28 protein-coding genes are annotated in these 21,540 nt (G+C 62.7%); 2 read left to right on the top strand and 26 right to left on the bottom strand.

Annotated features, from left to right (window positions below):
* Window positions 1–3 precede the first annotated feature (3 nt).
* From AC1D10_RS34555 to AC1D10_RS34535, 5 genes are read right to left on the bottom strand one after another with little or no spacing between them, the layout of a single operon-like run.
* On the bottom strand, window positions 4–258 hold the full coding sequence (locus AC1D10_RS34555) for a hypothetical protein (RefSeq protein ID WP_477279647.1): 255 nt from the start codon (window positions 256–258) through the stop codon (window positions 4–6).
* Window positions 259–299: 41 nt separating this feature from the next.
* Window positions 300–611: a hypothetical protein gene (locus AC1D10_RS34550; protein WP_477279645.1), complete on the bottom strand. Its 312-nt coding sequence runs from the start codon at window positions 609–611 to the stop codon at window positions 300–302.
* A 32-nt stretch (window positions 612–643) separates the two neighbouring features.
* On the bottom strand, window positions 644–1,021 hold the full coding sequence (locus AC1D10_RS34545) for a hypothetical protein (RefSeq protein WP_477279643.1): 378 nt from the start codon (window positions 1,019–1,021) through the stop codon (window positions 644–646).
* A 56-nt stretch (window positions 1,022–1,077) separates the two neighbouring features.
* Window positions 1,078–1,344, bottom strand: a complete 267-nt coding sequence (locus AC1D10_RS34540) for a hypothetical protein (RefSeq protein ID WP_477279641.1) — start codon at window positions 1,342–1,344, stop codon at window positions 1,078–1,080.
* A gap of 48 nt (window positions 1,345–1,392) precedes the next feature.
* Window positions 1,393–2,055, bottom strand: a complete 663-nt coding sequence (locus AC1D10_RS34535) for an N-acetylmuramidase family protein (RefSeq protein WP_477279639.1) — start codon at window positions 2,053–2,055, stop codon at window positions 1,393–1,395.
* A 223-nt stretch (window positions 2,056–2,278) separates the two neighbouring features.
* On the opposite strand from AC1D10_RS34535, the gene AC1D10_RS34530 reads away from it, so the two are divergent.
* Complete coding sequence (locus tag AC1D10_RS34530; RefSeq protein WP_477279637.1) at window positions 2,279–3,304, top strand: acyltransferase family protein; 1,026 nt, start codon at window positions 2,279–2,281, stop codon at window positions 3,302–3,304.
* A 31-nt stretch (window positions 3,305–3,335) separates the two neighbouring features.
* Here the strand turns inward: AC1D10_RS34530 and AC1D10_RS34525 are convergent, their stop codons facing one another.
* The 7 genes from AC1D10_RS34525 to AC1D10_RS34495 form a co-directional block, all read right to left on the bottom strand.
* Window positions 3,336–5,267: an autotransporter outer membrane beta-barrel domain-containing protein gene (locus tag AC1D10_RS34525; RefSeq protein WP_477279635.1), complete on the bottom strand. Its 1,932-nt coding sequence runs from the start codon at window positions 5,265–5,267 to the stop codon at window positions 3,336–3,338.
* A 108-nt stretch (window positions 5,268–5,375) separates the two neighbouring features.
* A complete protein-coding gene (locus AC1D10_RS34520; protein ID WP_477279634.1) occupies window positions 5,376–6,428 on the bottom strand; it encodes a glycine-rich domain-containing protein in 1,053 nt (350 codons plus the stop codon).
* 10 nt (window positions 6,429–6,438) lie between these two features.
* Window positions 6,439–7,191 (bottom strand): DUF2612 domain-containing protein, encoded by a 753-nt coding sequence (locus AC1D10_RS34515; RefSeq protein WP_477279632.1) that lies wholly within the window; start codon window positions 7,189–7,191, stop codon window positions 6,439–6,441.
* Between the two features lie 2 nt (window positions 7,192–7,193).
* A complete protein-coding gene (locus tag AC1D10_RS34510) occupies window positions 7,194–8,630 on the bottom strand; it encodes a baseplate J/gp47 family protein (RefSeq protein ID WP_477279630.1) in 1,437 nt (478 codons plus the stop codon).
* Window position 8,631: 1 nt separating this feature from the next.
* Complete coding sequence (locus tag AC1D10_RS34505; protein ID WP_477279628.1) at window positions 8,632–8,982, bottom strand: contractile injection system sheath initiator; 351 nt, start codon at window positions 8,980–8,982, stop codon at window positions 8,632–8,634.
* Window positions 8,982–9,641 (bottom strand): hypothetical protein, encoded by a 660-nt coding sequence (locus AC1D10_RS34500; RefSeq protein WP_477279626.1) that lies wholly within the window; start codon window positions 9,639–9,641, stop codon window positions 8,982–8,984. Before AC1D10_RS34500 ends, AC1D10_RS34505 begins: the two co-directional genes overlap by 1 nt.
* Window positions 9,638–10,504 carry a baseplate hub protein gene (locus tag AC1D10_RS34495; RefSeq protein WP_477279624.1) on the bottom strand — a complete coding sequence of 289 codons (867 nt, stop codon included), beginning with the start codon at window positions 10,502–10,504 and terminating at the stop codon, window positions 9,638–9,640. The genes AC1D10_RS34500 and AC1D10_RS34495 overlap by 4 nt, the downstream gene beginning before the upstream one ends.
* Window positions 10,505–10,932: 428 nt before the next feature.
* Between AC1D10_RS34495 and AC1D10_RS34490 the strand changes: the two genes are divergently transcribed.
* A complete protein-coding gene (locus tag AC1D10_RS34490; protein ID WP_477279622.1) occupies window positions 10,933–11,223 on the top strand; it encodes a hypothetical protein in 291 nt (96 codons plus the stop codon).
* Between the two features lie 15 nt (window positions 11,224–11,238).
* Here the strand turns inward: AC1D10_RS34490 and AC1D10_RS34485 are convergent, their stop codons facing one another.
* The 14 genes from AC1D10_RS34485 to AC1D10_RS34420 all read right to left on the bottom strand — a co-directional run.
* Window positions 11,239–11,547, bottom strand: a complete 309-nt coding sequence (locus tag AC1D10_RS34485; RefSeq protein ID WP_477279620.1) for a phage baseplate plug family protein — start codon at window positions 11,545–11,547, stop codon at window positions 11,239–11,241.
* The gene (locus tag AC1D10_RS34480) at window positions 11,547–12,122 is read right to left on the bottom strand and encodes a hypothetical protein (protein WP_477279618.1); all 576 of its coding nucleotides are present in this window, start codon (window positions 12,120–12,122) and stop codon (window positions 11,547–11,549) included. The genes AC1D10_RS34485 and AC1D10_RS34480 overlap by 1 nt, the downstream gene beginning before the upstream one ends.
* Window positions 12,122–14,188 (bottom strand): phage tail tip lysozyme, encoded by a 2,067-nt coding sequence (locus tag AC1D10_RS34475; RefSeq protein ID WP_477279616.1) that lies wholly within the window; start codon window positions 14,186–14,188, stop codon window positions 12,122–12,124. The genes AC1D10_RS34480 and AC1D10_RS34475 overlap by 1 nt, the downstream gene beginning before the upstream one ends.
* Window positions 14,189–14,281: 93 nt before the next feature.
* Entirely contained in the window at window positions 14,282–14,797 is a 516-nt protein-coding gene (locus AC1D10_RS34470; protein ID WP_477279614.1) for a hypothetical protein, read from the bottom strand.
* Window positions 14,798–14,806: 9 nt separating this feature from the next.
* The gene (locus AC1D10_RS34465) at window positions 14,807–15,238 is read right to left on the bottom strand and encodes a phage tail fiber protein (RefSeq protein WP_477279612.1); all 432 of its coding nucleotides are present in this window, start codon (window positions 15,236–15,238) and stop codon (window positions 14,807–14,809) included.
* A gap of 33 nt (window positions 15,239–15,271) precedes the next feature.
* Entirely contained in the window at window positions 15,272–17,230 is a 1,959-nt protein-coding gene (locus AC1D10_RS34460; protein WP_477279610.1) for a DUF3383 family protein, read from the bottom strand.
* Between the two features lie 32 nt (window positions 17,231–17,262).
* Entirely contained in the window at window positions 17,263–17,997 is a 735-nt protein-coding gene (locus AC1D10_RS34455) for a phage neck terminator protein (protein WP_477279608.1), read from the bottom strand.
* 1 nt (window position 17,998) lies between these two features.
* On the bottom strand, window positions 17,999–18,253 hold the full coding sequence (locus tag AC1D10_RS34450) for a hypothetical protein (RefSeq protein ID WP_477279606.1): 255 nt from the start codon (window positions 18,251–18,253) through the stop codon (window positions 17,999–18,001).
* Between the two features lie 2 nt (window positions 18,254–18,255).
* Entirely contained in the window at window positions 18,256–18,645 is a 390-nt protein-coding gene (locus tag AC1D10_RS34445; protein ID WP_477279604.1) for a hypothetical protein, read from the bottom strand.
* Window positions 18,646–18,651: 6 nt separating this feature from the next.
* A complete protein-coding gene (locus tag AC1D10_RS34440) occupies window positions 18,652–19,071 on the bottom strand; it encodes a hypothetical protein (protein ID WP_477279602.1) in 420 nt (139 codons plus the stop codon).
* A gap of 31 nt (window positions 19,072–19,102) precedes the next feature.
* Window positions 19,103–19,594 carry a hypothetical protein gene (locus AC1D10_RS34435; RefSeq protein ID WP_477279600.1) on the bottom strand — a complete coding sequence of 164 codons (492 nt, stop codon included), beginning with the start codon at window positions 19,592–19,594 and terminating at the stop codon, window positions 19,103–19,105.
* Window positions 19,595–19,598: 4 nt separating this feature from the next.
* A complete protein-coding gene (locus AC1D10_RS34430; RefSeq protein ID WP_477279598.1) occupies window positions 19,599–19,913 on the bottom strand; it encodes a hypothetical protein in 315 nt (104 codons plus the stop codon).
* Between the two features lie 15 nt (window positions 19,914–19,928).
* Window positions 19,929–20,354, bottom strand: a complete 426-nt coding sequence (locus AC1D10_RS34425; protein WP_477279596.1) for a DUF4054 domain-containing protein — start codon at window positions 20,352–20,354, stop codon at window positions 19,929–19,931.
* Between the two features lie 261 nt (window positions 20,355–20,615).
* The coding region (locus AC1D10_RS34420) for a tetratricopeptide repeat protein (RefSeq protein ID WP_477279594.1) at window positions 20,616–21,540 on the bottom strand (925 nt) is incomplete at its 5' end.

The following is a 21,540-nucleotide window of genomic DNA, read 5'->3' as shown; positions in this document are numbered from 1 at the left end:
TTGCTATTTCACCGGCGGCTGCGGCTTGATCAGGCCGGCGAGGCCGTCACGCTGCAGGTTGATAAGCGTCTTGATGAAGCCGCCGGCCGCCGCGATCCACAACGCGTTCTGCGGCGGGAGCCACGAAGCGGTGCAGTCGAAGTTGCCGTTCGCCAGCGTCGTGCATCCGGTGGCGGTCAGGAAGCCCGCGATCGCCGTCGGAAGCCAGATCAACACGTTGAGGGCGTTGTGCAGCGTGTTGGTGTTCAGCCAGTTCATGGAAGCAAGTCCCTTCGAGATTTGAGAAACGCCGGCAAACGCTACTGCGCCGCCGGCGTCTGAGGGTTTTTGCGCGCTGCCAGATAGGCCGAGAGCGCGGCGTCATAGGACGCGTCGATCTCGGCATCGAGAGCCTTGAGCGCGGCGACCTGGTCGGGCGTGACCGAGCTGCTGTTCGACAGCGCGGCGATGATGTTGCGGATCAGGGGCACGACGTCCTGCGCCTCCTGCACGGCGATCGGAATGAGGTTGATCAGCATGGTGACGATCTGGTTGATCGTGGCCGAGCTGGTGATCTGCGGGATCAGCGACAGGATGGTCTGCAGGAGAGTCGAGAAAACGGTCAGGTTCACGGCGGTTGTTTCCTTGTGGGGTTCGGGCGCGCTCAGCTGTGGAGGGCCGAGACGATCTGTTGAATGGTGCTGGTGGCGGTCGTGAGCGCGTCATAGACGCCCGCATCTCCGAGCTCGCCCGGATGCGCGGCCAGGAAGGCCTCGAGCGAGTTGCGCGCCGTGGTGCCGGCCTTGATTGCCGGATCCAGCTGGGTCTGGATGACGGTGTCGTTGCAGCCGACCGGCGACGGTACCGGGGTGCAGAATACGACGTAGTTCTTGGCCGTGACCTTCACGGCGTCGAACGCGTTGACGGCGATCGAGACCGCGGCGGGCGAGACTGTGGCCCCCGTGACGTCGTCGATCGCGGTGGTGAGATTGGCGCAGCCGGCGAGCGCGAGCATCGCCGCTGCCGCGAACAGCAGTTTCATGAGAGTTTCCTTCGTTGGGGGGTGCCCGGCTCGTCCCGGCCGGGCTCGGGGTACGCTTATGCTGCCGGGGCCTTTTCGGCCTTCTCGAACGTCAGCGAGTAAACTTCGCCGAGCTCGAATTGCTCGATGGCAGCAGGATTGGTGATCGTGATCGAAAGATCGCCAGACGGGGTGTACTTCGACCAGTCACGGTTGCCCTCAGGCAAGCCTTTCAGATAGGTGCCGAAAGCGGCACTCAGCTTGATCTGGACGTTCACCGCCGACGGGTCTCCCGTGACGCGGTGGTGCATTTCGGTGACGTAGAACATTGCTCGGACCGTCATCGGTCTTCTCCTTGTCGTGATTGCCGGCGACCGGCCGGCGCGGATTGCTCAGGCCGCCACCGCATTGCCGCAGGACTGGCAGATATTGGCGTTCGCCGGCATCGGGGACCAAGGCGTGTCGGGCTTGCCCTGCCACCACTTGAAGCGCGCGGCGAGCTTGGTGTCGTAGTGGTTCCTGGCATAGCCAGAGCCGTTGTAGCCGCGCGCGAAAGCCGCCCATTGGTGCGTGCGCAGTTCGTCGTCCAGATGCTCGGCCTTGATGAAATTGACGGCTGCCTGCAACTGGGCTGCCTCGCCGCCGTTGACCATGTCGGCGACCATGGCCTGCACGGTGTCGTAGCCGGCGGCGATGTGGTTCTCGCCCATCACCTGGCCAATGCCCCATGAGCAGGACATGAGCGCCGCCGTCTCATCGATGGCGATCATGCGCAACAGGTCGGGATAGCTGTCGCTCGGATAGTTGTTGACCCAGCTGGTGGTTGCGAGACCGGCTTTGAGCGCCTCGCCGCGCATAGCTGCCGGCAGGTTCTTGTAGAAGTGATAGGTCTCGCGGAGCATCTTCGGCCGACCCTGGCTGTCATAGCCGCCGCCAGACGTCTCGACGTCGAGGAAGGCATGCAGCTCATCCTCGCCGACACCGATGCCGTACCCGATACGAGGCAGATCGGTGTCGGACAGGCGCACGACAGCGCCCCTGAACGTGGTGTCCATGGTCGGTCCTTTCCGCCCTCGCGGGCAGGTCATGAAGGTTCGGATTTTGGATTAGTTAAGAAAGTAGTCGCACCAGCAGGCCGGACTCGATTTCTTTAGCAGCCAGAGTGGAGCAAGTAGTTGTACCAGAAAAGGGCTCGATTGACTTAGCAGCCAACGGCCAGATAAAGAGCACGGAAAGTGAAAGTTTTCGAATTCAATGCCCCCCAGCACAGTCCAGAGATTGACGTCACTCGACGGCCTACGTGGGGTTGCTGCGCTGTCAGTTCTGCTCCAGCACTTTGCGACCGAGACGCCGTGGCATCCCTTGACGTTCGCCTGGGGCGGCATCGTCGGCGTGCAGCTTTTCTTCGTGCTGTCCGGCTTCCTGATGGGGCGCAACTATTCGACGGCACCAATCTCGCGAGAGGCGGCCTTCGATTTTTGGGTCAAGCGCGTCGCTCGCGTCGTCCCGCTTTTCTATATCTGCGTGACGGCGGCCTACGCCTGGTTCTGGATAACGGGCCAGAACGTACCGTTCTATGGTGTCAAATGGCCGATGCTCTGGCAGCACTACACGTTTTGGGACGGCCAATCGGTGTTCTGGACGATCCCGCGAGAAATGCAGTTCTACCTGATCTTCCCGCTGATCTGGTTGCTGTACGCACGCCTCGGCAACGCCGCTAATTTGTTGCTGATCGCAGCCGTAGCCATCTTTCAGACAGGCAACCTGGGCAGCGTTCCGGCACTTCTCGGTCACCTATCGTTCTTCCTGGGGGGCGTGGTCGCTGGGCGGATCGCGATCGAGCCGGACCGCTCCTATGACGCCCCGTTCATCGGCTTGCTGATCATGTATGTCGTTTCATGGCCCGGCATGATCGATGTTCTCGGCCTGCCGAAGTCCCTCTACGGCAACATATCCTCCGGCACGCTCTATCTGATCTATCTGCCGGCGCTCGTGCTTGCCGCTACGGCATCGCCCCTGGCGCGACGAGCGCTGGGTGGCGGCGTCCTGAAGCGGTATGGCGATATGTCCTACTCGCTCTACTTGCTTCACCTGCCGATTTATCTCGGGCTCCGAATGTGGACCCCGATATCGCATCTTCCAAAACCGCTGTGGTTTGCGGTCAACCTAGCGATCGTTACCCTGATCAGCTACCTATCTTTCCGCTTCGTCGAAACACCGCTGCGCCGATGGGTCACGACATTCACCCCGATGCGCAAACGCGAGCCAGAGCCTAAGCGGCTGCCCATGGAGGCGGTCGCCTAGATCACGGCGATCCGCCACCGACCCGTGGGGTTTACGGGGTTGCAACGCCGACAAGACAGGCGGTCGTGCAGGAATTGCTGACAGGTGTCGTCACGGTGTTGTACGAGTTGGACGCAACTGTCCAGTGACTTGAACCCGCGTGCAACGCCACACCTGTTCCCAATTGATAAAAAACGTTGCCGGTAATCGTGCCGCCGCTCAAACTCCCGTTTTGAATTGGCTCAATGCCAACACCGCCAGCCGAAACGGTGTTCTCGAAAATATTGCCAACGATCGTATACCAGACGGTTGTTGCGTTGCCGATTACAATGCCATCGTGTCCCGGCGGAACCGTGAAAACATTGTTTGCGATTTGCACACCCGCAATATTTCCGGCGATGCTGATCTGATCGGTTGTCGTGTTGAACTGACTGTTAGTGACTGCCAATTGAGCGGTGCCGGTTGACGTGCCGGGAAGGCTGATGCCGATCGTTCCGTTCGTAAAATTCGACTGTGCAATGGTGACGCCTTGCGCGCCGTTGCCATACAGAAAGCCGATATTGTCGTTGATGAAATTTGCGCGTGCAACGTTGGCGACAACGGAAACACATGTCGGCGGGTTGCTGGACTGATAAATCAATCCGACGGTGTGCGTGGGATCGCCGAAAAAATCGTCGTCGGTGACATTCACAAAACTCAAATCCGTCGCGACAAGCTCTCTCGTCCAATAGAAAGAGGTCACAAACGAACCCTGCCCGCGAAACGCCAAGTCGGACAGATGCGAGGCATATTTATTTCCGATGCCGCAAGAACTGCTATCAATAGTTAGCGCGGTATTGGTGTTGATAATTCCGGTTTCGAAATCCAACCCCGACACGTCAACGGTTTGTGTGTTGCCAAGTGTCAGATGCATCCCGTTGACGTTTGAAGTCCACAAAAGATGCGACACGGTTTTACCCATGCCGTAAATGCGGATGGTATGACCAGCGCCCGGATTGGCTACTGCTGTCCCGCTGAAAAAGTAGGTGCCAAGACCGAATTTCACGCACACGTCGCCAGTGCCGAATGAACCGACGACGCTGGTCCAGGCAGCAAGATTGTCAGTTACGCCGTCGCCAACACCGCCAAATGCTTCAATGCTTTTGCAGCCAGCAATGAAGTGAGTGCCCGCCGCATTCGTCACGTCATCGCCAGCGGAATTTGCAAAGCCCAGATTGACGCGCGACGTAGCAGCGCTCGCAAGATCGGAAAGGTTATTCGCCTTTAGAGCTGCGAGCGGATAATCAGCGGAGACAAGGGACCGCATTGTCGGCGCGCCCGAGCTGCCATTCGGTGCGGCAAAAACAGTATTAGCGGCGGCGCTCGAATTGTTTGCGCCGGTGCCGCCGTTTGCGACCGATACAATACCGGTGATGTTTCCCGCCGCGGTCGCCGTGGTCGCGGTCGTGGCGTTAGCAACCGTTCCGGTGATCTGCCCCCCGTCGATGCTCTTGTTGGTCAGCGTCTGAATGTCGGTGGTTCCGACAATGACGCCCGAAGGCGGGCTTCGACCGCTGTCGGCGAGAACCGAGCCATCCGTGGAGCCGAAGACCGGGAGATTGCCTACAACCGAAGTCCCAGGACCGGCGACGTTGCCGTTGCGGATCGGGCCAATCGTCACCCCGCCGACCTGTGCGAACATACCCTCGTTCGTCATCCAGACATCGCCGTTGACGGGAGCATCTGGAGCCGTGCCCGGAGGCAGATTGAAGCCGGCGGTGCTCGACGTGGAAGCGGCCACAATCAGCTTGCCCTGCATTGTATCGCCGTTGCGATTGACCGGGACGTAGCCGAGGGTGTCCTGCTTTTGCTCGAACCAGGAGTTCCACTGGCCGACCGTGGGAACCATGCCATAGGTCATCGCCGGGTTTGACGGCGCCGACTGAGCCATGGCGATGGCGCAGCTCGCTAGCAACGCGAGCACGAACGAAACAAATTTGAGCATGGGCGATCCTTCGCCCGGGCCGAACCCGGGACGCTATGCGCGCCGCGCGCGCAACCAAAAAAAGAGAGAGAAGGGGGTTGTGTGGACCTGCGCTACGCAGGCATCAGATCAGGCAAATTCTTCGACGATGACGAGGCCGTTTGCGCCTGCACCTCCGGTCGTTTGAGCGCCTGAATTTGCTCCGGCAGACCCAGAGCCGCCGCCGCCCGGGCCGCCGCCAGGATTTCCATTCCCGGTCGACGAAATGATCGGATTGCCGCCAGCGCCCAAATACGATGCGCCGCCACCGCCGCTGACCATATTGAACGGTGCGAACGAGATTGCCGGCAGCCCAGCATTTCCCAAGGAACTGATCAGGTTGCCGCCGGTCGGAACGCCGCCGCCGCCATCACGCTGGGTGGATGGATTTGCGGATGCGGTGCCGGCCGCACCGCCGGCACCACCGGTGATCGAGATGGCAGTGCCGAACGAAGTGAGAGCACCGGACTGTCCAACGGCGAGGCCTACCCCGCCTGCGCCGCCTGCTCCAATGGTTATGGCGACACCTGCAAAGCCAGTCAGGAGAGCCGATTGAGCCCAGCCGCCAGAGCCGCCGCCACCGCCTGATGCAAATTGCGTAGCGGTCATGGCCGGACAGCCGCCGCCGCCGCCTCCCGCACCAATCACCATGGTGCGAATGCTCTGGGTTCCAGGCGTGGGCGTGTAAACGCCGCTGTTGGCGAAAACGCGCGTTGCGATCAGCCCGCCAGACGTGGAATAGCGCCTCCAGCCAGCCCCGCCGGCATCGGGGTTCGTCACATTGCTGTCGACGGTTGAGAGCCACCACAATCCCACGGTCAGGGCCGAGGCGACGACGGCACCCTTTGGATAGCCGCCAACACTGGCTTGAAAGGACGCATCGTAGGCGATCGGCCCGCCGGCCTCGGCCCACTGTAGCCACTGTGTCATCTGCCGCATGATACCGTTCATGTCCTGACCGAACGGCGGCACGCCACCCGATCCCACTGGCAGAAAGTTCGCTGGGGGAAACCCATCCGCCAGCGAAGCGGCGCCGTTGCTGATGCCGATCTGGGACGCGACGGGAATGTTTCGGATGAACCCGCCACCGGCATTGGCGCCCCAAAAGAGGGGGAATTTGTCAGGGATATCGGATTGCTGCATGGGTGCTTTCCTAAGCGATGATGACCACCGACGCAGAGACGCCGGTAGGCTTCGGCAGGACGCCGGAATTTTGAACGATGGCGAGTTCGACGGGAGAGAGCTCGAACTGGAAGGTGTACGTCATCGTCATCGTCTCGATCGCCGAGCCCGAATAGAACGATGCCTGGTTGAAGCCCGAGGCGTTCAGCGATTCCTGGAAGCCGAACCACGTCCCCACGTCGCCGCCTTCGGTGACGTAGCAATTGCCGCGATGGGGAAAGAGGCCGAGCAGGATTTGATTGATCGCCGGGATCGACCCGTTCGTGATGTTGGCCGCCGCCTTCGCCAGGATCAGCTGACGGAAGGCTTCGTCGGACAGGGCGAAATTGCTCGTCAGTGGAGCTCCCGAGAAGAACGCGCCCTGCCCAAACGGGTCGGATCCTGGGACCGCCTCATCGAAGCCGAACCAGTTTCCGACCGGAACCTGCAGGATGCGATTGACGCCAACGATCCGGCCCCACACGTCGAGCCCATAGCCCTGCGCGGTATCGACATTCCAGATGAAGTCGAAGAACGCCTCGAAATTGGCGGTCTGGTCGAGGTAGCTGAAAAGGTTCGTGATGAGCCGCGTCAGCACCGGCGAGTTCGCATACTGGCTGATCACCGTGGGCCAGACGTCGAACGCCGGGAAATCGCCAAGCGGACTGACGCCGATGACGAACTGGCCAAGGCCATTCGGCACCCCTGCCGGCGGCCGGGGATAGGGAGGTCCGTTGTCGCCCATGATCAGCTCAGGGTCACGATGATGTCGTTCGCCGAAATTGTCGGCACCTGGTCGATATCGACGTTGATGTCGAAGCGATTGGGCACTGCTGCCGTCATGCTCTGGCTGGGCACGTCCTTGTTGTTGGAAACGGTATACGTGCCGGTGCCCCCCGTGCCGCTGCCAAGCGCCGTAATCGTGGTGCCGACGGTCAAGGCGCCAGTCGTGTCGGAGATGACCTGGCCGACAGCGAGCGCGCCCGAGGCGACCGCGGTGACGGTCAATGTGGTGCCGACGATCGCACCGGTGAAAACAGCGGCTGGATCATTGGCCGAGGCAATCTCGATCGAGATGATCTGCACCCATGGGCCAAGGGCCGCGACAGGCGCGTAGAACCGGCTGGCGAACAGCGTGGTGCCGATCTTGGCGCGCGGACCTCCATCACCGCCGGCAAAGGCGCTGACGATGGCATTCTGGATCTGTGTCGCTGCGTCGGCCGGGACCAGGTGCGAATTGACGATGTTGACCGCGAACAGGATCGCCAACGGGTCAGGGATCTCGAAGCTGACCCGATAAGACGGGAACGGCGGCACATAGGCGGGGCTCTGGTCGAAGACGGTGACGGTGGTGTTGCCGTTGTACGCGCAGCCTGGAGCCTTCCGTGTCCAGATCGCCCGAGCGATATCGTCGGTATTGCCGCCGACCACGGCGACATAGAGCGAGTTCGCAAAGAGCGCCACGCCGCCAATGGTCTGGACTTCATTGGTGGCGTTTTCGGTCACGAACGCATCGATGACGTTCGGCACCGCCAGGACCGCACCCAGCACGGAAGGCAGCGAGCCTTGCGAGTTCAGCGCGACAGAGGCCGAGCGCCTCGCCTCGAAGGCCGACCGGCTCTCGACGTTGTTGCCAAGCACGCCGTCATCGGGGTTGCTGATCGAGTCCCATCCTGGGATGGCTCGGAAAATCTGGCTCAGGCTGCCGGCAGCGCAAGGGATCGGGCCGACCGCCGTGCATTCGAATGGCAGCGTGACGGTGCCGTCAACGCCAATGACGCCGTCTTCCGTGCACAGATATTGATTGCCGTCGGCCGCCAGCGCCAGCGAGCCGATCGGGATCGAGACACCCTGCAGGCCTCGACAGAGGGCCTGGACGACCGTCGGCTGCGCCGGGTTGCGCTCGATGAAATAGATACGCGCAATCGCGTCCTGCATGCGGCCCGAGGAGAAAGCCGGATCGATCTGGTTGGTGAAGAACAGGAAGGTCGCGTTGACCTCGTCGATCACGGCGGCTTCGCTGCTTGCGAGTTGCCCCTGCGGCGTGTTGAGAGCCGGGTTCAGCGTGCCACCGAAGGCGTCGTTGATGTCTTCCGTCACGCCGGCCAGAACGTCCCCAGCCGAGGGGATGAGGAACCCCTTGTCGGTAAAGACCGGCGGCGGAACGTTGGTGGTATCGACCATTTCAGAAGCCCGCTGATGTGATGTTGCCCGCCGTGTCCGTCACCTGCACTTGGCCAGTGACGATGCGGTCGGTGAAGGACAGGATGAAAGTCTGCGCCTTGACGACGCCAGGCACGGTCAGCGCGGCTTGATTGAAGTACGCCTTCAGCAGCGAGATCGGCGGCATCTTGCCAAGGATCTGGTCGAAGTAGGGAACCCCCTGGGTCGTGTCGAAGAAGAGTTCGCCCGAGAACAGCCGGATCGCGCTTGCCGCATCCTGCGCCAGCGCATAGGGCTCGTCGACCACGGCGATGTTGCCCGACGCATCGACCGTCAGGTCCCATGCGTCGACGTCAAGAAGAAGCGTCTTCATCAAGTTCCCGGCTCCGGTGGTCCCGACGACCTGCCGCCCGGCTGGACGCCGGTGTGGACGTGATTGAGCAGGCTCACGGACGCACCGCCGGCGCCTGCGATGACGTCCCCGGTCACCAGCAACTGCGCCGTCGTGATGGTGATGGAGCCCGCCGAGAACTCGATGATCTGGCCGTTCTTGTCGAACAGCTTGATCCCGCCCTCGGTGAACTGGACCGCCTGATCCTGGTTGGCGGGATTGACGATGGTGCCCATGTAGACGCCGTCGGACATGTTGCCGCGCCGGAAGCTGCCGGGGTTCGACTGCGCTCCGGCATTGGCTTTCAGCGCCGAGATATCGCGGTCCATGATCGCCATGTGACCGATGTCGCCGACCTTCGGGTCGTTGATGATCCCGTTCATGCCGCCCTGGTTTCGCATCGTGGCGATGCCGAAGATGGTGCCGTGTGGCGTCTGGTTGCCCTGCCCGTCGGTCTGATTGATCAGCGGCATCACGTCGACCGTGGGCGGCGCGCCAACGCCGCCGCCGTGCACCGCCACGATCTTGACCGGGATGCCCGAGCGCGACTGAGCCAGCTCTTGCCGGATCAGGAAGCGTAGCCGGTTGATCTCGGTGCTGTCGTCAGAAAGGCCCTGCTGTCCGAAAAATCCTTGCGTCATGCTGCTGGTGCCTCGGCGTTGGCGTTGACGCATTCGAGCAGCATGAACCACTTGCCATGCGGCATCATCGCCTCGAGTTGATATTCGGCACGGTTGACCTTCCACGTGCCGTTGGCCGGCGTCAGGTCGCTCTGGATTTGCACCAGGCCCTGATACTTCACGGCGGGATTGAAGAGCGCCCGCACCAGCACATAGGCCTGCTCGAAGAAGGGATAGCCGACCATGCCGGTTTGCGGCGAGATCAGCACGGCATCGCCGTCCCTCGCCTTGCCGGCCGGCGTGATCACCATCGTGCCCCGGTCGATACCGACGTCGAACGCGCCGTCGCGGGCGATCGCCAGCGCCTGCGTCCATGCCGTGCCGGGATAATAGGGGTTGGCGAGCTTGACCTTGACGCCCGCGTCTTCGAACGACATTCCCATTTGCCCGGCCAGGCTTTTCATCATCTGGGAGGCATCCGCCGAGCCCTTGATGCTGAGCGGCGGGATGGGCTTTGCGGCATGGAACGCGGCCGGGATCGAGCTGACCCGAAAGCACACGTCAGGCATCGCCTGCGCATCGACGTAGGCATAGACGATTTGGCCGGTATAGACGAGATTTTGCCCCGTCTCATCGTCGCCGGCGAGCACCGAAATGCCGTTCTGGTTCATCTGCAAAATCTGTGTGCCGACTGTGCTGAGCTGGTTCATCAGCGAGAGCGGCAGGCCCCAGATCGAGATTTCCGCTTGCCCCGAGCCCTGCCCTGCATTGACGATGTTGCAGGAGACGCGCAGGCCGAAGACCTCTGCGGTGTTGCCGCCGCCTGCAAACTGACCGTTTGCCAGATCGAACTGGACGGTGATTTGCTTCTGGCTGAATGCCACGCGGGGCGCTCCCTGAAATAGAAAGGGCGCCACGAAGGGCGCCCTTTTTCTACGGTCTGTAACTCTCAGTGTCGGTGGTTCGTCCTACTATTCCCCAGGAGGAACCCCATCCCATGTCGGTGCAACATAACAGTCTGTGTGTCGAATGGCGGATTGGCTGTCGGATGGATTTTCGGAGCCTTCCAGCCCCTCAATTTTCATTCCTCGGAGTCTCTTCAAGTCCGTGAGGCAAGTGCCCTTATCTACGAACGAAGACGGTGACATCGTCGAAAACATTTCCTAGCAACCCACTTGTAACCGGGTCGGTTACAAGTTAGTTTACTCTGGCTATACCAGCCAATACTTATCAACGGAGAGTATAGCGGGCCGGAAGGGAGCAGCAACTTCCATCCGACCCTAACCGAAGCGAACCTGTTTGGAGGCTCACCATGGCTGCTCAGCCGAATACCACACCCCGCTCGAAGACCTCAATCCCTGCGATGGGGACAACCATCGATCTGGCGGCTGCGCGCCCGTTAGACCGGCGCCGCAATCAGGCGATCATGGCCGCTGCCATGCGATACGTAGACCGAGAAGGCCCTCGGGCGCGGGCATCCAAGAGTGCCATCGAAGAGGCCATCGCAGACATGATCGGGGCGAGCCAATATCTGGCGCTCCGGCTCGGTGAGGCGAAGGCCCGCTCGGTCGTCTCCTCCCTCCACGCCGCTCTCGGAAACTGATCCGGAACCTTAGCCCTAGCCGGCCAGTAGGTCGGCCGGCGACAGGTAGGCCAAGCTGTAGCGCGTCCCCAGCCCGGAGAAGACCGGGTCGCTGTCGCCCTGGTTGTCGATGAAGGCGAGATCGCCGGAAAACCCGAGATAGACCGACCGCACGATCCGGTTGAGGTTCTGGCAGATCACCCCGCCGATCACGAGAGTGTTGCCGACAAAGAGGTCGATGAACAGGCCCGTGTCCTTTTGGTAGAGGCTGATCTGCGCGACCTGGGTGCCGAGCGTCACGCTGACCGCCTGGTTCGGCACGGCCTGCAATGGAATGATGACCATCAGAAGCCTCCAATCGGAAGTCCGGACCCTGGCTGGAATTTCGCCGTTTGCGGGCCGGTCGCCGGGACCGTCTGCACGGGACCGCCATTGACCTGGGAAGCGCTGCTCGGCGATTGCGTGTTCGACATGGCGGCGCTGACGGCCTGGCGCACCTCGATCAGCCAGATATCGACCGACAAGAGACCGAGTCCCTCATTCGAGCGCCGGCTGTAGTCGTAGTGGGTGAAGTTGCAGGACAGGTAGACCGCCTCCGGCGTCACCACGTCATAGAGGTTGGTGTCGGCCGCAACCGCGGCGATCGACGCCAGCATGGCCTCGCGGTTTGCCAGCGATCCGCCTGCGGTGAAGCGTAGCCGCGCGTCGTAGGGGACCTGGACCTTGTCATAGCTTTCGAAGGCCCCACGCTCGACCGGGAAGTCAGAGATCGACCATTGCTGGCGATACTGCACCTCGACGACGTTGTCGGCGATGACGACCGGCGCACCGCCGAAAAAGATCCCCCACTGCTGCTGCTGGAACAGGCCCTCCAGGAGCCCGATGGCGTCGCTCTCCAATACCTCAAGAATGCCAGCCATCACGCCAATCCGTAGTTTGCCTGAGCCGAGAACAGACGACGGTTCAGCGCGCCGTTGATGTCGGACGCAACGCCATCTGCGTCGGTCGCCTGGCTATGCACATCGATCTTGCCGATATGGTTCTCGACCGAGGTGCTCGACGTCGTCGCGCCGTGCGTGGCCGAGATGTTCGACAGCGCGGCCGCTTTGGCGCCGGTGTTGATCCCGGCCATATGGGCATAGGTGTTCTTGGTCCCGAGGTCGACACCGGTCCACTTGTTGTAGTTTCCGGCGCGCTCATATTGCGACATTCCCACTGCGGCATCGGAATCAGTCTTGGCCTTGCGAAGGACGTCGCCCGCCTTCTTTTCGGTCGTGTTGAACTCGCTGATCGCGAGCGACAGTTGCTTGTCGAAATCAGGGTTGCCCCAAACGCTTTTGCCGCGTGAACGGCTCCACTGCGCAATGCCGTAGTGGCCGCCACCGATGTTGTTCGAATCGGTTGGGCCGCCTGCGGCTTCGACATAGGCCCAGCGCGACACAGCCGCCCGCGCCCCTGCGTCGCTAAAGCTGGCTTCATCACGCAGACGTTGGTAGGCATGCGCCTGCCTTTCGGGGGTCCACCAGCCATGCTTGCCGCGCGACGAACTCTGCGGGCCGCTAGGCGCGTCGGGGCCAGCACCGCCGCCAAATGCGTTCCGCTCGCCAGCGCCGAACAGATTGCCGATGCCGCTGACCAGGTTGCTCCAGAAGCCGCCGCCATCGCTCTTCTGGTCGGAGATGGTGACGGGAAGCGGATTGCTCCTGGAAACCGGGTTCCCGTCGACGGTGGTCTCACCGCTGGCATGGTTGCGCGCCTGCGGACCGCTCCGATCCCAGCCCTTGAGCTTCGTGATCTGGTCGAGTTCGAAGTCGGCAGGCTTCCATCCGCCATCCTTTTTCGGGGTATCGCCCGACAGGGTCAGCATGGCCAGGTAGGGCGATAGTTTGCCGAGCAGACCCAGCAAGCCAGCACCGCCCGCGCCAGCCGCCTCGGCCCCGCCGCCAGCGAGCATGCGCATGTTGCCCAGCACGCGGAGGAACTTCGATCCGAGCCAAAGCCCGAACAGGATCTCGGTCGCATGCACGATGCCGCCGAGACCGTCGACCACGTCCTTCGCGCCGGTGGCGAAAGTCTGCATCCCGGCGCCGACGGCGTTCCAGTCGATCTTGTTGAGAAAGTCGATGAAACGCTTCACCGCATCGACGATGCCGCTTTTGATCCAGTCCTGGTTCTTGTCGATCCAGGCCGACATCTTATCCGCCGCCTCGACCAGGACCGGGCCGAGCTTGTCATAGATGGCGTTGGCGAGCGCGATGACGTGCTGGAGCAGTTCGGCCCAGCTCGCTTGCAGCTTTTGCGCGGAGTCGATCGTCGCATTGCTGGGCGACAGGCTCTTGTCGAGCTTGTCGAGATAGGCGTCGATGCCCCGGCCCATCTTGTACATGAGCTGCTCGGTGGCCGGGTCAATGCCGAGCGCCGCGGCGACGTTGTGGGCCGCCGACGGGTCCATGTTGTGCAGGCGCTGCAACGCGGCCGAGACATCGGACAGATACTTGTCGAGCCCGCGATTGGGGTCGATCGACATGCCGGTCCAGGCTTGCAGCTGCGAGAACTCGCGGGGCAGCGCCTGCCCGTTCTTGTTGAGGTCGTAGAGCTGCTTGTTGACGCGCTCCAGCGTCGACGCGGTCGCATCGGCGGACCCGCCGAAGCGTTCCGCCGCGTTCTCCCAGGCAGCGATGCGCTGTGGCGATTCACCCAGACTCGAGGCGAAGCGGCCAAGCGAAGCATCGGCGTTGGTGATCTTGCGAACGAACTCGCTCAGCGCCTGCGAGCCGGTGACGACGGCGAACAGTTCGAGCACGCGCCGGGTGATCAGGTTGACCGTCTCGGCGGCCTTCTTCGAGCTATCCTCGATCTCCTTGCCGCCCTGACGGAACCCGTCGCGCGTCTTGAGCCACGCCTCGGCCTGCTTCTTCTGGCCCTTTTCGAAGTTGCTGGGATCGAGGCCGAGCGTAACGATCAGGCTGTCAATGACCGTTGGCATTGTCGTTCTTCTTCCTAAGCAGCATCAGGTTGTGCGCGTCGACCATCGCCACCTCGAGAAGGTCATGGACGTCCTCGATCGACAGCCATTCGTCTAGCTCCCTGAGCGAGGCTGTGCCTTTTGAGAGAACCTGACCGATGGCTCGGGAGACGTTTTCGTATTCGAGGAGCTGGACGCCGGCGATTGCGTCGAGGGAGACGTCGAAGTCAATGGGCCGGCGCTCGTAAAAAAAGCGACGTGAAGGTTGATCACCTCCTGCCGCAACTTTACCAGCGTGGCGATCTCCTCGATGTCCCCTTCGATCAGCATGCGCATGATGGCCGGATTGCGAGGATCGGGCTTGATGGTGACGCACTCCATCATCTCGTCAAGCAGCGGCTCGGCATCCTCGAAGGTGATCTTGGTGATCGCCCGGATGCCGACGACGGCGATGCCCTGCATGCCCCTACCGGCGAAGTCGTCGGGAAGGTCGACGCCGGAGCGCGCCACGGCGAGAAGCGCGCGCATGGCCCACTTCTCGGCGCGTGTCGCCGGCATCTCGCGGATATGGAAGGTCTTGCCCTCGTCACGACCAGGATCGGTGATCGTGATGTCGATCTCTTTACGCATGGATTACCCTCAGTTCGGGACGCTTTGAACGCCCTGCCAGCGGATCGCGAAACGGCGCGGCTGCAGGATCTTGGCCGCCGCCGGCATCGGCGGCAGGCTGACCAGAAAGCCCTTGGTCGAAATGTAGGAGCGCCCGACCGACGGCAGCGTCGTGCTGCCGTTGGCGTTGAAGACGTCCTTGGCCTGGATTTGCGTTTGAGCCCAGGTTTCGAAGAAGGCGATGGACGGGGAATCGGCCTGCAACACGAAGGTCTGGTTGACCGGGTTGTAGACGAAGCCGCCCGACAGGATGCCGTCGACGCCCATGGCAGTCTCGATCTGATCGACGTTGTCCATGTCGTAGATGTTGTCCGCAGAGAAGCCCTGCAGCTGGACCGGTGTCGGAAAGAGGTTCGGCACCGTAAGAGTGATGACCGCGTTCGCGGCGGTTAGGGTCGACATGATCTGGCTCCTGACGGGGGGATTGGTTGCCGCTTACTGGACGAGGGTCGAGGTAAGCTCGATCTTCTGGACGGACTCGCCATCCATGTACCAGAAGTTGATCGGCGGGCTCTGGCGGGCCTGGCGCACCTGCGGCGTGGCATCCTTGACCTGCAGGTACCAGCCTTGCAGCTGGAGCGTGTCGCTGGCCTTGACGCCGGCCGCCGAGTTGATCTGTGCGATCTGGAGCGCCGACAGTGTCACGCCGACGCGGATGGCGCCGAAGTTCAGCGCCTGGTTGATCGGGTCGAGGCAAGCCGCCTTGATCAGCTCATAGCCCGCCGCATTGTAGGGCACCGAGTTGATGTTCTGCAGCAGCTCCATGAGCGCGAGCTGGATCTGGTTGTTCAGCCAAATCTGGTTGATGTAGCTGTCCAGCCACTCGAACTCGCCCGACACCGTGCCGTTCTGGAACTCCAGGAACTGCTGCGCCGCCGTCGCATAGGCGCCGTAGAAGTTATAGCCGTTGGCGAAGAGATTGTTCGCCACCGTTGCCGAGGTCACGCCGGCCACCAGGCCATCCTGCCTCCGGAAGGCGAAGGTGATGCGGCCATTGGTCTGCTGGAAGCCGATCGAGGCCGCCGTGCCGCAGATGAAGGCGGCGATCTCGGCTGGCGTGGTCGCTCCACCGTCGGGCTGGTAGATCGCGCAGGTGCCATCGAGATTGGCATCCTTGACGATGCTGCCGAAGCTCGACGTGGCATCGTTGCTTTCGGTGGGCACGATGTCCGTGTCCCAGGCGATATAGGCATAGCGCTTGTTGGTGCCATTGACCCATTGGGCAAAAGCCTGCTTCTGCACCGAGCCCGAACCACCGTCCGGATCGAAGATCGACATGAAGGTCGCCCAATTCTGGGTGACCTGGGTGATGTCGGTCATGAACGCGGCAGGGGTCGCCCCATCGGCGCCCTGCGAGAGCACCGCGCCGGTCTCCTGCGTCAGGAAGAGATCGTCGGAAAGCGTGCCCGTCGCGAAGGCGATGCTCGAGGCCGCGCCGTCAACGCCCGAGGTGATGACGAAGGCACCGGCGACGCTGTCGAAGGAAACCGAAAGCGGCGTAGCGGAGGCGGTGACGGCACCGCTGGCCACCGTCTGCGTCAGGTTGACGAAGTAGGTGCCGGCGAGGCCCAACCCGCTGCCGAGCTGCGTAATGGCCGTACCGGCGCTCACGCCGGCGCCGCCAAGCGTCTGGCCGACCGACAGGGTGCCGGAAGTGATCGCGGTGACCGTCAGCATGCCATAGGTCGCCGAGATCGCCTCGCTGGGGACCACCTGTGCGATCGAGACGGCGTATTCGCCAATGCCGCCGGGCGTGCCCGACAGCTGGTCGGTGATCTGCGTCCCGGCAGCAACGCCGGTTCCCGCCAGGACCGCGCCAGCCACGAGCTGGCCCGAGGTGACGCCAGTCACGTAAAGGACGTTGCCGGCGATCGACGCGGTCACCGCTGCCGTTGCCGGCGCGATGGCGCCCGTCACCGCCGCGACTTGCGGCGGGGTTGCGTTGAGGCCGGTTGCGATCAGCGCCGCCGCCGCCGAGAAGCTGGTCGCGGTGGAGAGGTCGAGCCCATTGGCGGTGCGCACATAGCCATCGACATCGATGATGAGCGAACCGGTGAGCGCCTTGAGCTGGGGCAGCGAGAGCTGCGCCACGCGCCCGCCGCGCATGTAGGCCGCGACGGATGCCGAGGGATACTGCGCAAAAAGGATGGTGGCGGGCTTCTGGGTCGAGTTGTTGAACCCGTTGAAGTAGACCGCGGCGATCTCGGCCTCCTCGGAGGAAGCGCCGAAGAAATTCGACACCGACAGGCCATCATTGGGGAAGGACAGCACCTGGCCGGTCGGGACGCGGGTGTTGTGGGTCAGCACGAGGCCGTTCATCACGAGCGCGTTGCCGCCGGCATTGAGAACGTTCGGAATGACGTTCACAAGCTGAGAGGCCGGGATGGTCGTCATGGACCAGGTCCTTTCTGTTTCGATTGAGGGGTTCAGATCGGGAAGGTCGCGTCGACGTTGACGACGTCGATCACTGCCTCGTCGGCGAATTGCTGCGGCAGGCCAGAGAGCGCCTGGTTGGCCTGGATATGGACGTCGACGACGTAGCGGGTTTCGTATTGCTGCTCGCCGTTGAAGAACGGCACCTGCTTGGGATCGTCGGCATAGAAGGGCGCGGCATCGATGCCGGCAGAGGCGAAGAAAGTCGTCGCCCGCTCATCGCGGATCAGCGTCGCGATCACCTGCGCCATATCGGATGCCACGGCGTCCGATGCGCTGTGCACGTCGAGCTGGATCACCACCTCGGTCGGCTGCATGATGGTCTCGGCGCCGCTTGCCAGCAATTGGGCTGTCACGGTCTGCGCCGGCGCCACGGTGTAGGTTCCGATACCGCCGGGCGTGCCGCCAGTCTGCGCGCCGACCAGCGTTCCAGCCGCCACCGGGGTTCCGAAGACTGTCGCGCCGGTCAGGATCGCGCCGAACTCGACATCGGTGACCGTCATCACCGTGTCGGTGATTGAAGCCTCGAAGGCGCAGTCCTGATAGGTGTCGACGTTGGTCGAGAGGCGGCCACGCCGGATGACGGTCATGGTGACGAAATCGCCAGCCGGCTCGGGGACGCGGTTGTCCTGGGACGCCACCACCTCCACGCCAGCCGGCAGGTATTTCAAGAGAAAGCCGCGCAGTACCGTCTGGATGGTCGATTGGTTGGGAACCGGGCCGCTCACGTCAGACGCCGACGCCGATACCGCGCACCGTCGCGTCAGAGGCTCCGGACGGCATGCACCAGAGCACGTCGCCAGCGGCGAGCGGGAAAGGGGTGAAGAACTCGCTGAGCAGGACGAAGGCCGTAGAGCCCGGGGGCGGCGCCTGCACCGCGCCCTGGCTGGTCGCTTGGAGCTGGACCGTGAAATAGGCGGCGCCGGCGGCCACCTGCGTCCATGCGCCGGCAGGGCATGGCACCGTGAAGGTTCCGTTCGCCATCGTCAGGCTCCATTCTGTAGGGTTATCGCGACCTTGTACCAGTCGGGCCATTCTTCGAGCACGTAGGCCACGAGCCAGGTGTTGCCCTCCGGCAAGGTGCCGGCCGGGAAGACGAAGAGATCGCCGCCTGTCTGCAGCGGGCGCACCACGGCCAAGGCCGAACCGTTGAGGTAGATGGCGCGCCGCACGCCCTGGATATTGAGGCCGTCGAGGTGCTGCAGGTCGCTATAGCTGAGCGCCTGCACCTGTACCGACACACCGGGCACATCGGTGTATTGCGGCGTCCTGGTGCCGTCGCCGGCTGTCGTGTAGCCGGTGGACCGTTTCAGCGTGACGAGCACGAACGGGTTCACCGCGGCGATTGCCGGCGCGACGATCCCATGCAGGTTCATGTTCGATCAGCCCACGCGATAGACCGAGAACGCCTGATCGGCGGTCTTGGTGAAGCGCAGGATGCCGCTCGACGGGATGGTCGGGCCGCTATGCGCTGGGAAGTCCATAGAGCCGACCAGCGTCATGCCGGTGTTCGTGGTGATGGTCGCGTCCTCAAGATCGACGATTGACGTGTTGATCACGGAAACGTCGAAGGAGTCGGTGACGACGAAGCCAGCGGGCAGCGCGGCCTGGAGCGCGGCGGCGGTCGGTAGCTGCTGCGCCGAGGCAGCGTCGGCACCCTGGTCGATGGTGATGATGCCGGCGAGCAGGTCGGCGGGTGTCAGCACGCCCGAGAGGGTGACCGCCACCGGCGCAGAGTTGTTCACCAGGGCGACGTTGGCATTCACCGTGCCGCGCTGGCTGTCCCAGATTGCAAGACGCATTGTCAGGATCTCCTTGAAATGATGTGCCGGGCTATTTCTTCACGGCGTAGTCGACCGATGCGAGCATGTGGCCGGTGTCCACGAGCTGCTTGTCGTTGCCCTTGCGGGCGATGGTGGAAGGTTTCAGCGGCGGGCCGTCATAGGCGACGATAGCGCGCTGCAGCTGGCCCTTAATCGCGGCTCCGGTCTGCCCGAGCGTCTTGTCCGCATCGTAGCTGTTGGCGACGAGAAGGTTGCCGACGGCGTCAGGCCATTCCGGGCTCTTGTCGGCGATCATGCCCCGGAAGAAAGGCCGAGGTGGAACCGCGGCAGGCGCGTCCAAGCCAAGCGCTCGCGCGACCTGGTGCGAGACCTTGTTGCCGCTGCCGAACTCATTCAGCGCGGCGACCATCGCGACGGGCGTGCCGTCAGGATAGGTCGCGCCCTCCAGGAAGCCGATGTCGACAGAGCCGGCCTTCTGGAGGTTCTTCGATATCTCGGCGAGCTTTGCGGCGAGCTTGTCGCCGCCGGTGAGCTGCACCATCGCCTTACGCCTTTGCCGCCTTCGCCTTGGCGTCGGCCGCTGGATCGGTCGAGCCGGTCGCACCTGTGGCACCGGTATCGCCCGTCGCTCCGGTATCACCGGTCGCTCCAGTCGCTCCAGTCGAGCCAGCCGCATCGGCGGCACCGGTTGCACCGGCATTGGCAGCGGGTTCGACGACAGGCGTCTCGGGCTCCTCCGGAACGACGACGGGTGCCGGCGTCTCGATGCGAGCATTGCGCTCTAGCGAGGCGATACGGTCCTCGGCCTGCTCGCGGAAAGCGCGAAACTCGCGCGTCAACTGGCGAATAAGCTTTTCCATGACGATGGTCCTTTTCTACTGATTGAGCCACGGGTTGAAAGCGCGGCGAGGTCCTGGGACGTAGCGCATCGTCCGGTAGGCGGCTGTCGCAGCCCAGAATGCCGCGCCGAATGGGGTTTGCATGAACCAGGCATTGCTTGGCGTCATGGGGAAGTCGGCTGACACCGAGACGCTGCCCTCGGTCGCATCCGAGATGCGCCCGACGATCCCAGCCGCTGGCTGGCCGTTGACGCCGTACATGAGCTGGCAGACATGCGCGACCATGAGGTTGAGCAGCGTCGTCTGCGTCTCGGCGGTGCTGACCGGGCCGCCGCCGTCGTTTCGGCAATAAAGCTCGGCCACGGGCAGCGCGCCCTGCAAGACCTGTGGTTGGCTCAGCGTCGCGAACTGCGGATAGATCGCCACGAAGTTTGAATAGCTAAAGTCGACCTTCACACCCATGACTTACCTCCGGCGCCGCCGCTCCCCGCTGAATGAAACCGGGCCAAGGCTGTACGTGCCGGCTAGGGGGACAATGTTGCTTGCTCGATCTTTGGAAGAACCCGCGCGACGCGGGGCGGCCGGGGCGTACGACCAAGCTAGCAATGGCCGTCGTGGCCCGACAAACGCCCGAAAGCGTCGCAACCATTTGCGTCAGCGCCCGCCGGTACCGTGGCGAGCCCACGCACCTTGCACAGCTCTATGGCTCCCCGGCGAATTCGCCTACCCCGTCTCGCACTCCGGTAGTCGCACTGCTTTGCCAAGCTTTGCCAGCGCCTCGGGCTTGGCGCAAAGCGGGAAGCCGGCGAGCGGCATTGTCTCGATGAAACGACCGCGCTCCGTCTTGCTCAAGCTGAATTCATTGACCATGCCCTCGACGGTCAGGTCCGGATACCGTTTGAGGGCTTCCGTGACCGAAGCATTCGCCTCATCGATTCGACCCAGAGCCGCAAGGGAGCTGCTACGCACCACGAAATTCCATTTGCCGTAGTTATCGGGGGTCTTGCGCTCCAGCATCTTCAAGGCGTCCTCATAGCGGCCAGCCATAAAATAGGCAGTGTTGTAGAAACCAGTTGCCCACATCGGGTAATTCGGGTCGAGCCGTATAACTTGGTCGACCAACTGAGCGCCGCGTTCGGGTTCGTCGAAGCCTGCCGCAAAGCCGGAATAGAATGTCAGGATTTCGGCCGAACCCGGAGCGAGGCGGAGGGCCGTGTCCAGCTCGACCTTGGCGCGGGCGTTGTCGCCCTTGTCTTTGAGGCTCATGCCAAAAACGGCGTGCGCCTCGGCGTCGCTCGGATCGAGCCGCACCGCGCGTTCGGCTACATCAGCAGCAGCCTTGATCTCGCTCTCGGGATTGATACCGAAGCCAGCCAATATGTTATGAGCATGATAAAGTTCCACCCAGGCGCGGGCGAACTCCGGGTCCAGCTCGACAGCGAGGTTGAGCAGCCTGACGGCCTCCTCCTCATCTGCTACGGTAATCTTTTCAATCCTTTCGGTTCCGAGCAGATAGTAGTCATAGACAGTCAAGTTGTCCGGCCGTTTACGCTTCGCTGCAGCCCGCCCCGCTCCCTGAATCAGCCCCACGCCGTTTCCGAGACGGTTGGTGACCTGCTCGGCGATCTCGGTTTGCACGGCGAATACG

It is taken from the genome of Mesorhizobium sp. P2_A8 (genome assembly GCF_056404935.1).
Note: the sequence above shows the minus strand (reverse complement) of the source record. Positions and strands in the feature narration are given on the sequence as shown.